General features: G+C 67.8%; 14 protein-coding genes. 11 read left to right on the top strand and 3 right to left on the bottom strand.

Features of this window, described 5'->3' with window-relative positions:
* Positions 1-146: 146 nt before the first annotated feature.
* Entirely contained in the window at positions 147-620 is a 474-nt protein-coding gene (gene ruvX / locus JKL49_RS09935) for a Holliday junction resolvase RuvX (protein WP_215340049.1), read from the top strand.
* A 436-nt stretch (positions 621-1,056) separates the two neighbouring features.
* Here ruvX and JKL49_RS09930 read toward each other — a convergent pair whose 3' ends face one another.
* Positions 1,057-1,407, bottom strand: coding sequence for a hypothetical protein (locus tag JKL49_RS09930; protein WP_215340048.1), 351 nt, complete (start codon positions 1,405-1,407; stop codon positions 1,057-1,059).
* Positions 1,408-1,431: 24 nt separating this feature from the next.
* Entirely contained in the window at positions 1,432-3,270 is a 1,839-nt protein-coding gene (locus JKL49_RS09925; protein WP_215340047.1) for a caspase family protein, read from the bottom strand.
* Positions 3,271-3,501: 231 nt separating this feature from the next.
* Here JKL49_RS09925 and JKL49_RS09920 point away from each other — a divergent pair, with 231 nt between their 5' ends.
* Genes JKL49_RS09920 through dprA form a run of 7 tightly spaced genes read left to right on the top strand, consistent with a single transcriptional unit; the run spans position 3,502 to position 9,020 of the window.
* Positions 3,502-4,479 carry an aspartate carbamoyltransferase catalytic subunit gene (locus JKL49_RS09920; RefSeq protein WP_215340046.1) on the top strand — a complete coding sequence of 326 codons (978 nt, stop codon included), beginning with the start codon at positions 3,502-3,504 and terminating at the stop codon, positions 4,477-4,479.
* Positions 4,479-5,060 (top strand): LOG family protein, encoded by a 582-nt coding sequence (locus JKL49_RS09915; protein WP_215340045.1) that lies wholly within the window; start codon positions 4,479-4,481, stop codon positions 5,058-5,060. The genes JKL49_RS09920 and JKL49_RS09915 overlap by 1 nt, the downstream gene beginning before the upstream one ends.
* Positions 5,057-6,349, top strand: coding sequence for a dihydroorotase (gene pyrC / locus JKL49_RS09910; RefSeq protein WP_215340044.1), 1,293 nt, complete (start codon positions 5,057-5,059; stop codon positions 6,347-6,349). The genes JKL49_RS09915 and pyrC overlap by 4 nt, the downstream gene beginning before the upstream one ends.
* Positions 6,350-6,407: 58 nt before the next feature.
* The gene (locus JKL49_RS09905; protein ID WP_215340043.1) at positions 6,408-6,710 is read left to right on the top strand and encodes an ArsR/SmtB family transcription factor; all 303 of its coding nucleotides are present in this window, start codon (positions 6,408-6,410) and stop codon (positions 6,708-6,710) included.
* A 3-nt stretch (positions 6,711-6,713) separates the two neighbouring features.
* Positions 6,714-7,256: an AAA family ATPase gene (locus JKL49_RS09900; protein WP_215340042.1), complete on the top strand. Its 543-nt coding sequence runs from the start codon at positions 6,714-6,716 to the stop codon at positions 7,254-7,256.
* 25 nt (positions 7,257-7,281) lie between these two features.
* A complete protein-coding gene (gene plsY, locus JKL49_RS09895; RefSeq protein WP_215340041.1) occupies positions 7,282-7,923 on the top strand; it encodes a glycerol-3-phosphate 1-O-acyltransferase PlsY in 642 nt (213 codons plus the stop codon).
* Positions 7,920-9,020: a DNA-processing protein DprA gene (dprA, locus tag JKL49_RS09890; protein ID WP_215340040.1), complete on the top strand. Its 1,101-nt coding sequence runs from the start codon at positions 7,920-7,922 to the stop codon at positions 9,018-9,020. Before plsY ends, dprA begins: the two co-directional genes overlap by 4 nt.
* Here dprA and JKL49_RS09885 read toward each other — a convergent pair.
* On the bottom strand, positions 9,017-9,196 hold the full coding sequence (locus tag JKL49_RS09885; RefSeq protein ID WP_215340039.1) for a hypothetical protein: 180 nt from the start codon (positions 9,194-9,196) through the stop codon (positions 9,017-9,019). The genes dprA and JKL49_RS09885 overlap by 4 nt on opposite strands.
* A gap of 178 nt (positions 9,197-9,374) precedes the next feature.
* On the opposite strand from JKL49_RS09885, the gene topA reads away from it, so the two are divergent.
* The 3 genes from topA (at position 9,375) to JKL49_RS09870 (ending at position 13,629) form a co-directional block, all read left to right on the top strand.
* A complete protein-coding gene (topA, locus tag JKL49_RS09880) occupies positions 9,375-12,020 on the top strand; it encodes a type I DNA topoisomerase (RefSeq protein ID WP_215340038.1) in 2,646 nt (881 codons plus the stop codon).
* Between the two features lie 6 nt (positions 12,021-12,026).
* On the top strand, positions 12,027-13,163 hold the full coding sequence (locus JKL49_RS09875) for an AAA family ATPase (RefSeq protein WP_215340037.1): 1,137 nt from the start codon (positions 12,027-12,029) through the stop codon (positions 13,161-13,163).
* Between the two features lie 64 nt (positions 13,164-13,227).
* A complete protein-coding gene (locus tag JKL49_RS09870) occupies positions 13,228-13,629 on the top strand; it encodes a GFA family protein (protein WP_215340036.1) in 402 nt (133 codons plus the stop codon).
* The last annotated feature ends 34 nt before the right edge of the window (positions 13,630-13,663 follow it).

Raw genomic sequence — 13,663 nt, 5'->3', positions numbered from 1 at the left:
CGCCAGTCGAGCGATGACTAACCCAGAGATTCTAAGGTCCGGTGAATGGCGTTGGGGCGGGTTGCGACACGACGCCGCGCTTACGGCGCCCCAAATATTTCGCCGGCGGCCGGACGAAGGGCGCGCCGGTTCGGCTATAGAGCCCCATGGCCGTCGTCGACATCACGCAACTCCCGCCCCTGCTGCCGCGCTACGGCGCGCTGGTGGGGCTTGACCTGGGGGAGAAGACCATCGGGGTGGCGGTGTCGGACACCACGCGGATGGTGGCCAGCCCGCTGGAGCTGATCCGCAAGACCAAGTTCACCGACGACGCGGCAGCGCTGTTCAAGCTGATGGACGGCCGCGAGGTGGCCGGGATCGTCATCGGCCTGCCGGTGAACATGGACGGCACGGAGGGCCCACGCGCCCAGTCCAGCCGCGCCTTCGCCCGCAACCTGCTGCGCCTGCGGCCCGAGCTGGTGATCACCTTCTGGGACGAGCGGATGAGCTCCATGGCCATCAACCGCTTCCTGATCGACGAGGCCGACCTCAACCGGGGCCGCCGCGCCGAAGTCGTGGACAAGATGGCGGCGGGGTGGATTTTGCAGGGGGCGTTGGAGCGGCTGCGAGGGTTGGGGTGAGCATCGCCTCCAGTTGGGCGTTATCGACTACAATTTCTCACGCCATGGCGTGAGATGCACTCCAGGAGCGCCCTCGGGAGGAAGCCCCTTACAGTAATAACTGGCGTCGTGATGGTGCCAACACTGGGCTTGTCGCCACCGATTTTGCAGGCCGGCGTAGAGCAACAGGCAGGTGAGGGCTGCGAACACGATCGCAAGAACGGTGAGCCACCGCCAGTGGTCCAGACCACGCCAAACTAGATTTATGCAAGCCGCTAGAATGATGGGTACGGCAATTATCGACCAGGTAAGTAAGTCGACGAGGGTTTCCATTCCAGGCGCACGAAAGATCGTCTCTAGGTCACGAGCGTCCAAATTCGCCTCCGTCGCCAGGCATGCCTACAAGATGTAGTGCTAGTCGCCAGCTCATCGGCACTGCGGGCCGCTCGCATCCTTCTCAGCGGAACTCTGCGACCACGGCGATCTCGCCGACGATAGCGTCGTTGAAAGACGGAAGATCATCGGCCGGAATCCAGTATTCCAGATGATCGCGTCCGCCAGCCTGATGGATGGCGTAGCCGTCGAGGTACTCCCGGCGCACATCGAAGCGCGTCACGAAGCCCGCACCGTCGGCCTTCACGTTCCAGTCGCGGGCGATTTGAACGGCATAGGCCTTGTTCAGCACCGGATAGAAGATTGGCTGCTCTGGCAGCCGCGGCGGAAAGGCGCGAAAGCCGCTGTCCTGGATGAGGCATAGCTCCAGTGGCCCGACGGGACGCCACAGGGTGATGGGTTGGCTCGCTTTCATCTCGCAAGTCTAGCTGGGCCTGACTCAACCCGACAGCTTCGGCGTTGAGCCGCCCGGCGTGCCGGCGGGGGGTGATGTCTTGCCGCCCTGGCCGGTGGGCCAGGGGATCTGGGCGTCGACAAACAGGCTAGGGCCGAGGATCTGGGGCGTCTGCCCGTACTGCAGCTCGGCCAGCTTTTGCTTCGTCCGCTCGACCAGCTGGGCGAAGGTGAGCGACTTGTACTCGCGCAGGATGCTGGCGAAGCAGAAGGTGAAGGCGCCATAGCTGGTGGCGCCGTGGCGATATTCGAAGGACAGCTGGTCCTCGCCGCAGGCTTCGATGATCATCGGCAGGTAGGGGCCTACCGCCCCGGCGCCCGTCTTGGCCCGGCGATACTCGGTCTGGCTGGTCTGGGCGCGCAGCATCGCGGCGCGGCCGAGCCGCAAGGTCGACCCACCCTTTCCGAAAAAGTCCGCATTGGACTTGGTGCTGGTGGAGAAGTCGGCGTTGATCCGCTCGAATTCGCGGTCCACCCACATCTGGGCCCTGACGTCCCACTTCAGCTGACGGTGGCGGATATCGTCGGGCGGGGTGATGCCCCTGGCCCGCGCGCCGCCCTGGCGATGCACGCCGCCCGAGTGACAGCAGTCGAAGATCATCACCAGCCGGGCGTCGTAGGGCAGCTGGCTGTAGAGGGCGTAGATGTGCTCGTCGGTGATCGCCGTCTCCGGCGACCAATTGAAGTCGGAAGGGACCAGGGTCTCCACCAGGCGGTCGGGCTCTTCTGTCGGCCCGTAGACCGGCATCTGGGCGCCGTGGCCGCTGTAGTAGAAGACCCGCTCGTCCCCCGGCTGGAAGTCCTCCACCAGCCACTCCAGGCGGTCGAGGATGCCTTGGGCGGTGGCGCGGCGATCGAGGCAGGTGCGGATCGCCTCAGGGTCAAAGCCGCACTCCTGCAAGACGGCGCTGATGGAGAACACGTCATTCACGCAGCCCTCGAGCTGGTCCTGAGGATTGACGTAGTCGTTGATCCCCACCAGCAGCGCCCTGCGGCGGGTGGGTGACTTGGTCCGCCGGCGTTTCGGCGGGGGCGATATCAAGGGCGCGAACCCGAAAGCCTTGCCGCCGTCGGCCGAGGCCGCATAGGGCGCCCAGAACCGGGCGATCGTCTGGCTGTGTCCAAGGTAGCCGGTGGAACTGTGGTTTTGCAGCCCGCCCGGATTGAAGGGGGTCAGGATCTGCTCGAAATTGGTCGCTCCGCCCCCCTGAAGCGGCGCGGTGAACACCGGGTCGTAGCGGTTGAACAGGTGATGCCATTGGCGGACGGCCAGGGGCTGGACCCGACCCTGGGTCAGGTTGCCGAGCACGAAGGGATTGCCGATCTGGGCGCCGAAGGTGACGTAGTGGGCCTTCTTCAGGATGCTCGCGACCGCGGCCTCGGCCGCGTCGGGATGGGAGATGGCGTTGTAGGTGACCAGGGAGCCGAGGCTGTGGGCCAGGATGATGTCGGGCTTGAAGGTTCGCACCTGGTCTAGGAACATGGCCCGGGTCTTGGCCTGGAACTCCTTGTCCTCCACCCAGGCGACGACGTAGCCGGCCGTCCAGTGCAGGGTCTTTTGGATGTCCGAGATCAGCCCGCGTTCCCGCTGGAACAGATGGGTCACGCCGCTCCAGGCGAGTTTACCCACCGCCTTGGCGGTCTCCAGCGGCGTAAGGTCGATGCCCTCGAAGATGGGATCATAGTAGCAGGCCTGGAATTCCAGCTCGAGTTCCGGGTCATTCTTGTAGATGCCCTCGATGACATCGACCCAGTCCTTGAACCAGGTGGCCTCCTGGTGTCCCAGGCCGTGAACACCGAGAATGCGGACTTTCCTGGCAGCCATTCCGATACCCCCTGGCAGAGATCGGGCGCTCTAAAGGACCGCACGCGCCGGTCATGGCCACAGCGCCCCCGCCCACCAGCGCAGCAACCTTAAGTGACGAGATTTTGCTTAGCAACCTCACGTCTGACGACAAGGCGCTTCAGAAGCAGTGACCGCGATGGCACACTTAGCTGTGCGTGGAATCCCCCTGCCCTTGTGATCAAACGCGGGCTCCGCTACGACGCGCCTTTAATGACAACCCTGCCCCCTGGTCTGAACGAGGTTCTCGGAAGAACCTTCCCGTTCCCGCGGCGACACTTCCTATCGGTGCTCGATCTGAACGAGGTGGAGGTGGCAAACCTCCTCGACCTCGCCGACGGCTTCGTGTCGCTCAACCGGCAAACCTCCAAGAAGCTCGACCTGCTTAAAGGCAGGACGCTGATGAATCTCTTCTTCGAGAATTCGACGCGGACCCAGAGCTCCTTCGAACTGGCCGGCAAGCGGCTGGGGGCGGACGTCGTCAACATGAGCCCACGGTCCTCGTCGATCTCCAAGGGCGAGACCCTGATCGACACCGCCGTGACGCTGAACGCCATGCAGCCCGATCTGCTGGTGGTGCGCCACGCCTCCTCCGGCGCGGCCAGCCTGTTGGCGCAGAAGGTCACCTGCTCGGTGATCAACGCCGGCGACGGCCAGCATGAGCACCCGACCCAGGCCCTGCTGGACGCCCTGTCCATGCGTCGCGCCTTCGGCCGGATCGCCGGCCTGCGCGTCGCCATCTGCGGGGATGTCCTGCACAGCCGGGTAGCGCGGTCCAATGTCAGCCTGCTGCAGATGCTGGGCGCCGAGGTGCGGCTGGTGGGGCCGCCGACCCTGATGCCGGCCGCCGTCGACCGCTGGAAGGCCCAGGTGTTCCACAACATGCGCGAAGGCATCGAGGGCTGCGACGTGGTGATGATGCTGCGCCTGCAGCTGGAGCGGATGGACGGGGTGATGGCCCCGTCGCAGCGGGAGTATTTCCGGTTCTACGGCCTCGACCGCGAGAAGCTGGCCCATGCGGCACCCGGCGTCCGCGTTATGCATCCCGGCCCGATGAACCGGGGCGTGGAGATCGATTCAGACGTCGCCGACGACCTGTCGGTCAGCCTGATCCAGGATCAGGTGGAGATGGGAGTGGCCGCGCGGATGGCGGTGCTGGCCTCCATGGCCGCGCGGCTGGACAACACCTGATGAAATCCGTGGGCGTGTTCTGCGGCGCGAGCCCCGGCGGGGACCCGGCCTATATGGCGGCTGCGCGCGCCATGGGCGCGGCCATTGCCGGCCGCGGCCTGGCGCTGGTCTATGGCGGGGCCAAGGTCGGACTGATGGGCGGCATGGCCGACGCGGCCCTGGCGGCCGGGGGCAAGGTGTTCGGGGTGATGCCCGAGGCCTTGATGGACAAGGAGATCGCCCACACCGGCCTCACCCGGCTGGACGTCGTGCCCTCCATGCACGAGCGCAAGGCGCGGATGGCGGAGATGGCCGACGGCTTCGTCGCCCTGCCCGGCGGCGTCGGCACCATGGAAGAGATTTTCGAAATCTGGACCTGGGGCCAACTGGGTTTCCACGCCAAGCCGGCGGGGTTCCTGAACGTGCTGGGCTATTTCGATCACCTGAAGGCCTTCGTGGACCACGCCGTGGGCGAGGCGTTCCTGAAGGCGCCCCATCGCGACATGCTGATCTTCCGGTCCGACGTGGGCGAGATGCTGGACGGACTGGCGGTCTACAAGCCGCCGGTGGTGGAGAAATGGATCGGACGGCAGGAACTATGAGCGCGCAGCCGACCGCCTTCATCAATGCCCGCATCGTCGACCCGGCCAGCGGCTGGGACGGCCCCGGCGCCCTGCTGGTCCGCGACGGCAAGATCGCCGACGTCCGCCACGGCGGCGACCTGGGGAGCCTGTCGCAGGACATCGAGATCATCGACGCCCGAGGCGCGATGCTGGCGCCGGGCCTGGTGGACCTGCGGGTCAAGACCGGCGAGCCGGGATCGGAGACCAAGGAGACGCTCAAGTCGGCGGGCCTGGCCGCGGCGGCCGGCGGGGTCACCTCCATCGTGCTGCAGCCCGACACCGACCCGGTGATCGACGAGGCCTCGGTGGTGGACTTCATCCTGCGTCGAACCCGCGACATCGAGCTGGTTCACGTCTATCCGGCCGGCGCCGCCACCAAGGGCGCGCGCGGCGAGCGGATGGCCGAGATCGGCCTGATGGCGGAGGCAGGCTGCGTCTATGTCACCGACGCCGACCGGCCCATCGTCGACTCCAAGGTGCTGCGCCGGGTGCTGGCCTACGCCAAGAGCTTCGGCGTGCTGGTGGCCCACCGTCCGGCCGATCCCTGGCTGAGCGCCGGGGCGGCCGCCACCGAGGGCGAGTTCGCCGGACGCATGGGTCTGCCCAGCGTCCCGGCCTTCGCCGAGAAGATCATGCTGGAGCGGGACCTGGCCCTCGTCGAGATGACCGGCGCCCCGTTCCTGGTGGACCAGGTGACCACCGCCTGCGCCCTGGAGACCCTGGCGCGGGGCAAGGCCAAGGGCCTGCCGATCACGGCGACCACCTCGATCAACCACCTGTCCTTCAACGAATTGGACATCGGCGACTACCGCACCTTCATGAAGTTCGACCCGCCGGTGCGCAGCGAGGATGACCGCCAGGCGGTGATCGAGGCGCTGGCGACGGGGCTGATCGACATCGTGGTCTCGGCCCACGCTCCGGCGCCCGCGGAGGATAAGCGCCTGCCCTATGACGAGGCCGCGCCGGGCGCCATTGGGCTACAGACCCTGCTGCCGGCCCTCCTGGCCTTCCATCACGACGAGCGCATCCCGCTGATCGACCTGATGCGGGCGGTGACTAGCAAGCCCGCCCAACTGCTGGGCCTGAACGCCGGGACGCTCTCCAAGGGCGCGCCCGCAGACTTGGTGCTGTGCGACCTGAACGCCCCCATCGTCATCGACGCCGACAAGCTGCGCTCGAAGTCCAAGAACTCCCCCTTCGACGGGCGGCGTTTGCAGGGCGAGATCCGCATGACCCTGGTGGACGGCCGGGTGGTCTACCGGGTCTGAGGTTGTCTGCGCCCGCGCCGCGACCTAGGCTTGGGCTGAAACTTAGCCAATTGGCGATATGACGAACGCACTTGCCTTCAAGGCCCTGGGTAACGACCGGCGCCTGCAAATCCTGGCCTGGCTGAAGGACCCCCGCGCCAATTTCCCGCCGCAGGTGGACGGGGACCTCGTGGAGGACGGGGTCTGCGGCGTGCGGATCGCCGAGAAGCTGGGGGTCAGCCAGCCGACGCTGTCAGAGCATATGCGGGTCCTGACCCAGGCGGGGCTGGTGACGCCCAAGCGGATCAAGCAGTGGACCTTCTACCGGCGCGACGAGGCGGCGCTGGCGGCCCTGACCGCCGCCCTGGCGCAAGAGGTCTGAGCGATGCGGCAAGTGGTCATGGTCTCCGGCGCGCCCGGCGCGGGAAAGACGACCCTGGCCCTGCCACTCGCCGAGGCGCTCGCCCTGCCCCTGCTCTCCAAGGACGTCATCAAGGAGCGGCTGGCCGACGTTCTGGGGCAGCGGGCCGAGCCGGAGGTCTGGACCAAGGCGCTGGGCAGCGCGTCCATGGAACTGATCTGGACGCTTGCGGCCCTGTCCCCAGCCGTCTTGCTGGAGGCCAATTTCCGGCCGAAGAACCCCTATGAGCGCCGCATGCTAAGCGGCCTGGGCGGCCGGCTGGTGGAGGTCTATTGCCGCTGCCCGCCGGAGGAAGCGAGCCGGCGCTATTCCGCCCGCTCGGTGATCGGAAACCGTCACGCCATCCATACCCTGCGCGACCTGCCCCCCGCCCTGCTGGCGGAATACGATGGTCCGGTCGGCTTGGGCCCGGTGATCGAGGTGGACACCACCGGTCCGGTGGACATCGCCGCCCTGGCCGCGAGCGTGCGCGCGCTGCTGGATGACGAAGCCGCTCCGGGCGGCTAGGTTTCCCGCAACAGGGGGAAACCACATGTTCGAGTCACTCAGTCCGGTGCTGATCGGCGCCGCCATCGTCGGGGGCTATCTGCTGGGCTCCATTCCCTTCGGCGTCATCGCCACCCGGCTCGGCGGCGCGGGCGACGTGCGCAGCATCGGCTCGGGCAGCATCGGGGCGACCAATGTCCTGCGCACCGGCCGCAAGGATCTGGCGGCCATCACCCTGCTCGGCGACGGCGGCAAGGGCGCGGTGGCGGTGCTGATCGCCTGGCTGGCGACGAAGGACGGTCCCAAGGAGGCCCAGGCGGTCCTGGTCGCCCTGGCCGCAGCAAGCGCCTTCCTGGGGCACCTGTTCCCGGTCTGGCTGAAGTTCAAGGGCGGCAAGGGGGTGGCCACCTTCTTCGGCACCCTGCTGGCGGCGGCCTGGCCGGTGGGCATGGCGGCGGGCGCCACCTGGCTCGCGGTAGCCTTCCTGTTCCGCATTTCGTCCCTGGCGGGCCTGACGGCCGTGGCCCTGGCGCCGGTCTTCGCCTTCGTCTTCCACCGGGGCCTGCCGATCATCTATCTGACCCTGTTCATGGCGGTGCTGGTGTTCTTCCGCCACGCCGACAACATCCGCCGCCTGCTGAAGGGCGAAGAGCCCCGCATCGGCGGCGGCAAGAAGGACGCCGCTTGAGCCGACCGCTGACCGAGGCCGGGCGACGCGACTGGCTGCGGCTGGCGCGCACCGAGAATGTGGGGCCGGTCACCTTCGACCAGCTGATCACCCGCTATGGCGAGGCGTCTCTGGCGCTGGCCGCCCTCCCCGACCTGGCGCGGCGCGGCGGGCGGGTGTCGCCCCTGGGCGTGCCCTCCATCGAGGATATCGAGGCCGAACTGGCCGAGGGCGCGGCGCTGGGCGCGCGGTTACTCTGCGCCTGCGAGGCGGAGTTCCCGCAGGCCCTGGCGGCGCTGGATCCGCCGCCGCCCCTGCTCTGGGTCTGGGGTGACGCCAGCCTGCTGCAACGCTCCATCGTGGCCATCGTCGGCGCGCGGGTGGCGTCGGCCGCCGGTCAGAGGTTCGCGCGCGGTCTGGCGTCCGAACTCGGACAGGCCGGCCAGGTCATCGTCTCGGGCCTCGCGCGCGGCGTCGACGGCGCGGCGCACGAGGGCAGCCTGGCCACCGGGACCATCGCCGTCCTAGGCGGCGGGATCGCCGACATCTATCCGCCGGAGCACCGCGACCTGCACGCCCGCATCCTCGAGACCGGCTGCGTGGTCTCCGAGAGCCGGCCGCGGCAGACCGCCCAGGCCAAGGACTTCCCCCGCCGCAACCGGATCATCTCGGGGCTGTCACGGGCCGTCGTCGTGGTGGAGGCGGAAATCCGCTCCGGCTCGCTGATCACCGCCCGCCTGGCCAATGAACAGGGGCGTGAGGTGCTGGCTGTGCCGGGCTCTCCGCTGGACCCGCGCGCCAAGGGGACCAACGACCTGATCCGCCAAGGCGCGGCGATCTGCGAAGGTGCGGAGGACGTGCTGCGGGCGTTGGAGGGGTTCGGCGGGTTCCGGGAGCCGGAGCAGGACCGCTATCTCGTGTCGGCCGAGCTGACCGACGTGGCAGCCGAAAAGCTGCGGGAGACCATCGCCGACCTTCTCTCCCCCACCCCGGTGTCGCGCGATGAGATCGTGCGCGCCGCGCGGGCGCCCCTGCCCCAGGTTCTGGCGGCCTTGATGGAACTTGCGCTGGCGGGTCGCGCCGAACTGTTGCCCGGCGGCATGGTGTCGCGCGCCTAGCTGGGCTTGTCCGGGGGCCCTGCGGCGGCCCGGGCGGCGTCCAACGCGGCCATCATCAGGGTCGTGGCGAGCGCCCGGTAACCCTTGGCGGCGGCCAATTCCGCCAACTGGTTCAAGACCTCTTCAATGAAGGTCACGGCCGCCTGGGGCGAGCCCTTGGGGTTCCACTGTTCCATCTGTCTGATGCCAGACCCTAACAGATTCGAACGCTCGACGCGCGTGAAGGTTGTATCACAACTTCCCATTGTAACGCTTGAAGTGAAATCGGCCCGTTGACACGCCCTAGGTGGACACCCCACCTTCCGGGCCCTTGAATTTCGGGCGCTTCGGCCCTTGGACCACCCTTAAAACCGCATGAACCTCGTCGTCGTCGAGAGCCCGGCCAAGGCCAAAACCATCAACAAGTACCTGGGCTCGGACTATAAGGTCCTGGCCTCGTACGGCCACGTGCGCGACCTGCCGGCCAAGGACGGATCGGTGAAGCCCGACGAGGACTTCCTGATGCTTTGGGACGTGGACGCCAAATCCGCCAAGCGTCTTTCCGAGATCGCCGACTTCGCCAAGAGCGCCGACAAGATCATCCTCGCCACCGACCCCGACCGCGAGGGTGAGGCCATCTCCTGGCACGTGCTCGAGGTCCTCCAGAAGAAGAAGGCGGTCAAAGGCGCGATCGTCCAGCGGGTGGTGTTCAACGCCATCACCAAGTCGGCCGTCACCGAGGCGATGAAGCATCCTCGCGACATCGATATGGAGTTGGTGGAGGCCTATCTGGCCCGCCGCGCCCTGGACTATCTGGTGGGCTTCACCCTGTCGCCGGTGCTGTGGCGCAAGCTGCCGGGCTCGCGTTCGGCCGGCCGGGTGCAGTCGGTGTCGCTGCGTCTGGTGGTGGACCGCGAGATCGAGATCGAGCGCTTCAAGAACCAGGAATACTGGACCGTCGAGGCCGATGTCAGCGCTGGGGGCGACCCCTTCCTGGCTCGCATGGTCAAGCATGACGGCAAGCGGCTGACCAAGTTCGACCTGGGCGACGAGGCCACCGCCACCGCCGCCAAGGCCGCCGTGGACGGCGCGACCCTGACCATCGCCTCGGTGGAAAAGAAGCCGGCGCGCCGGTCGCCTGCCCCGCCCTTCACCACCTCAACCCTGCAGCAGGAGGCCGCTCGCAAGCTGGGCTTCTCCACCCAGCGCACCATGCAGGCCGCACAGAAGCTGTACGAAGGCATCGACATCGGCGGCGAGACCGTGGGTCTCATCACCTATATGCGGACCGACGGCGTGCAGTCGGCGCCCGAGGCGCTGGACGAGGCGCGCGAGGTGATCGCCGGGGTCTACGGCAAGGACTACGTTCCCGAAGCCGCCCGGATCTACAAGACCAAGGCCAAGAACGCCCAGGAGGCGCACGAAGCCATCCGCCCTACCAGCCTGGCCCGCAACCCCGGCTCCCTGCGGCTGGAGAGCGACCTCGGCCGGCTCTATGAGCTGATCTGGAAGCGGATGATCGCTTCGCAGATGGAGGCCGCCCGCATCGAGCGGACCACCATCGAGCTGGACAGCGCCGACGGGAAGACCGGCCTGCGCGCCACCGGCCAGGTGATCCTGTTCGACGGCTATCTGGCCGTTTACGAGGAAGGCCGCGACGACGACGCCGACGAGGAAAGCGGCCGCCTGCCTCAGGTCAACGAGGGCGCCGCCGCCAAGGTGATCGCCGCCCGCGCCGACCAGCACTTCACCGAACCGCCGCCGCGCTATTCGGAAGCCAGCCTGGTGAAGAAGATGGAAGAGCTGGGCATCGGCCGGCCCTCCACCTACGCCTCGGTGCTGACCGTGCTGCGGGACCGAGAATACGTCCGCATGGACAAGAACCGGTTCATCCCCGAGGACAAGGGACGGCTGGTCACCGCCTTCCTGGAGCAGTTCTTCAACCGCTACGTCCAATACGACTTCACCGCCGCCCTGGAGGAGAAGCTCGACCTGGTTTCGGCCGGCGAGCTGAACTGGAAGGCCCTCCTGCGCGAGTTCTGGCAGGACTTCCACGCCGCCGTGGGCGAGATCGCCGAACTGCGCGTCACCCACGTGCTGGACGCCCTGAACGAGGCGCTCGGTCCCCACATCTTCCCGCAGAAGGAGGACGGCTCCGATCCGCGCGCCTGCCCCACCTGCGGCGCGGGCCAGCTGTCGCTCAAGACCGGCAAGTTCGGGGCCTTCATCGGCTGCTCAAACTATCCGGAGTGCCGCTACACCCGGCCCATCGCCCAGTCGGCCGATGACGCCGAGGGTGAGAGCGGCGACCGCGAACTGGGGGTCGATCCGGAGACGGGCGAGATCGTGTTCCTGAAGTCCGGCCGCTTTGGTCCCTACGTCCAGCTGGGCGACGGCGAGAAGCCCAAGCGCTCCAGCTTGCCCAAGGGCTGGTCGGCGCCGGCGATGGACCTGGAAAAGGGCCTGCGCCTGCTGCGCCTGCCCCGCGAGGTGGGAGCCCACCCGGAAGACGGGATCATGATCACCGCCGGCATCGGCCGGTTCGGCCCCTTCGTCCTGCACAACGGCACCTATGCCAACCTGCCCACCGCCGACGAGGTGTTCGAGGTGGGTCTGAACCGCGCTGTCACCCTGCTGGCCGAGAAGCGCGCCGGTGGCCGGGGTGGTCGCGGCGAGTCCGCGGCCCTGAAGGACCTGGGCGCGCACCCGGTGGACGGGCAGCCTGTGAAGGTGCTGGCCGGCCGCTACGGCCCCTACATCAAGCATGGCTCCACCAACGCCAATGTGCCCAAGGGCTCCGACCCGCAGGACCTGACGCTCGAAGAGGCGGTCAAGCTGATCGCCGAGCGCGTGGAAAAGGGCGGCGGCAAGAAGCCGGCGAAGAAGGCCAAGGTGGCTCCCAAGGCGAAGGCCGCGGCCAAGCCCAAGGCCGAGGCGGGCGCGACGGCGGCGGTGAAGAAGCCCGCGGCCAAGAAACCCGCCGCCAAGAAGCCGGCGGCCAAGAAGGCGATAAAGGCCTAGAGACCGATGCTGCTGCCCGTCAGCGACTTCTCCGCTTCGGGCTACCGGTCGCTTCGGCACATCGCCTATCCGGTCTCCAACCTGGAGGTCTTTGTCGGCGCCAATGGCGTCGGCAAGTCCAACCTCTATCGGGCCCTGGAGCTGCTGCGGGCGGCGGCGTCCAACACCCTGGGCGCGGAGCTGGCCCGCGAGGGCATGGCGGCGGCCTTCTGGGCCGGCACGCGGCAGAAGAACCAGCCGGCGCGGATGAGCTTTTCCGTGGACCTGGCCATGCCGGGGCGGCCGGGCGTCGGTTACCGCTATGAGGTGGAGGTGGGCTTCCCCTTCCCGACCTCGCCGGCCTTCGAGACCGAACCGCAGATCAAGACCGAGCAGCTCTCCTATCTCAGCGGCGGCCGGCCCGTGCGGCTGCTGGACCGCAAGGGCGCCTCGGTGATGGCCCGCGACGAGGAAGGCCGCCCGCAGGAGGTGGATATCGACCTGCTGGCCTCGGAGACCGTGCTGGCGCGGCTGGAGGACCCCGGCAAGTATCCGGGCCTGGACATCGTGCGCCGCACCCTGCTGGAGTGGCGGTTCTATCACGACCTGCGCACCGACTCAGGCTCGCCCCTGCGCCGCCCCTGTACGGCGGTGGCGACACCGACCCTGGCCTCGGACGGTTCGAACCTGGCCGCTGTGTTCGCCACCCTGGCCCATATCCGTCAGGACACCGTCGACCTGGACGCGGTGATCGACCAGGCCTTCCCCGGCGCGAAGCTGGTGGTTCCGCAGCCGGACCGCACAGCCAGTTTCGGCATGAGCTTCCCGGACTTTCCCAAGCGCGTGTTCGAGGCCGCCGAACTGTCGGACGGCACCCTGAAGTTCCTGGCCCTGGCCGGCGCCCTGATGGCCCACCGGCTGCCGGCCTTCGTGGCCCTGAACGAGCCGGAGTCCAGCCTGCACCCGGCGCTGATGACGCCCCTGGCGCGGCTGGTGGGCCAGGCGTCGGAGCGGTCGCAGGTCTGGCTGGTCACCCACTCCGAAGCCTTGGCGGCGCAGATCGCGGCGACCACAGTGGGGACGGTTCGGACTGTAACCAAGGTCGAGGGCGCGACAACCATCGAGGGGCTGACCCGCCTGGGGACCTTCCGCGAAGATGACTGAGGGGCAGGCTTTACAGCCCCCGCACCGCGCCTAGAGTTCACCCAACAAGACGGGAGGACGACCCATGAAACTCGAAGGCGGATGCTATTGCGGGGCCCTGCGCTATGTGGCCGAGGGCGAGCCGATGATGCAGGCCCAGTGCCATTGCCGGGAGTGCCAGCACATCAGCGGCGGCTCGCCCAATGTGTTCATCGCCATGCCGATCCCCAGCTTCCGCTACACCAAGGGGACCCCCAAGACCTTCAGCCGCGCCGATCTGGAAAACCCGGTGACTCGGGAGTTCTGCGCCGAGTGCGGCTCCCACATCCTGGCCCGCTCGCCGGGCTTCCCGGCGGTGATCCTCAAGGTCGGCAGCCTGGACGACCCCAGCGTCTTCACGCCGGGCATGGCGATCTTCACGGTGGACCAGCAGGCCTTCCACCACGTGCCGGCCGGCATCCCGAGCTTCGAGCGACTGCCGGGCTAGGGTTCACCTAGGCGAGGTGCGCCGTTCCACGTTA

It is taken from the genome of Phenylobacterium glaciei (genome assembly GCF_016772415.1).
GTDB lineage: Bacteria > Pseudomonadota > Alphaproteobacteria > Caulobacterales > Caulobacteraceae > Phenylobacterium > Phenylobacterium glaciei.
Note: the sequence above shows the minus strand (reverse complement) of the source record. Positions and strands in the feature narration are given on the sequence as shown.

What these genes read in the sequence shown, in the direction of transcription:
- ruvX (WP_215340049.1), top strand. Translation starts at nt 147, where the DNA reads ATGGCCGTCGTCGACATCACGCAACTCCCGCCCCTGCTGCCGCGCTAC.
- JKL49_RS09930 (WP_215340048.1), bottom strand. Translation starts at nt 1,407, where the DNA reads ATGAAAGCGAGCCAACCCATCACCCTGTGGCGTCCCGTCGGGCCACTG.
- JKL49_RS09925 (WP_215340047.1), bottom strand. Translation starts at nt 3,270, where the DNA reads ATGGCTGCCAGGAAAGTCCGCATTCTCGGTGTTCACGGCCTGGGACAC.
- JKL49_RS09920 (WP_215340046.1), top strand. Translation starts at nt 3,502, where the DNA reads ATGACAACCCTGCCCCCTGGTCTGAACGAGGTTCTCGGAAGAACCTTC.
- JKL49_RS09915 (WP_215340045.1), top strand. Translation starts at nt 4,479, where the DNA reads ATGAAATCCGTGGGCGTGTTCTGCGGCGCGAGCCCCGGCGGGGACCCG.
- pyrC (WP_215340044.1), top strand. Translation starts at nt 5,057, where the DNA reads ATGAGCGCGCAGCCGACCGCCTTCATCAATGCCCGCATCGTCGACCCG.
- JKL49_RS09905 (WP_215340043.1), top strand. Translation starts at nt 6,408, where the DNA reads ATGACGAACGCACTTGCCTTCAAGGCCCTGGGTAACGACCGGCGCCTG.
- JKL49_RS09900 (WP_215340042.1), top strand. Translation starts at nt 6,714, where the DNA reads ATGCGGCAAGTGGTCATGGTCTCCGGCGCGCCCGGCGCGGGAAAGACG.
- plsY (WP_215340041.1), top strand. Translation starts at nt 7,282, where the DNA reads ATGTTCGAGTCACTCAGTCCGGTGCTGATCGGCGCCGCCATCGTCGGG.
- JKL49_RS09885 (WP_215340039.1), bottom strand. Translation starts at nt 9,196, where the DNA reads ATGGAACAGTGGAACCCCAAGGGCTCGCCCCAGGCGGCCGTGACCTTC.
- topA (WP_215340038.1), top strand. Translation starts at nt 9,375, where the DNA reads ATGAACCTCGTCGTCGTCGAGAGCCCGGCCAAGGCCAAAACCATCAAC.
- JKL49_RS09875 (WP_215340037.1), top strand. Translation starts at nt 12,027, where the DNA reads ATGCTGCTGCCCGTCAGCGACTTCTCCGCTTCGGGCTACCGGTCGCTT.
- JKL49_RS09870 (WP_215340036.1), top strand. Translation starts at nt 13,228, where the DNA reads ATGAAACTCGAAGGCGGATGCTATTGCGGGGCCCTGCGCTATGTGGCC.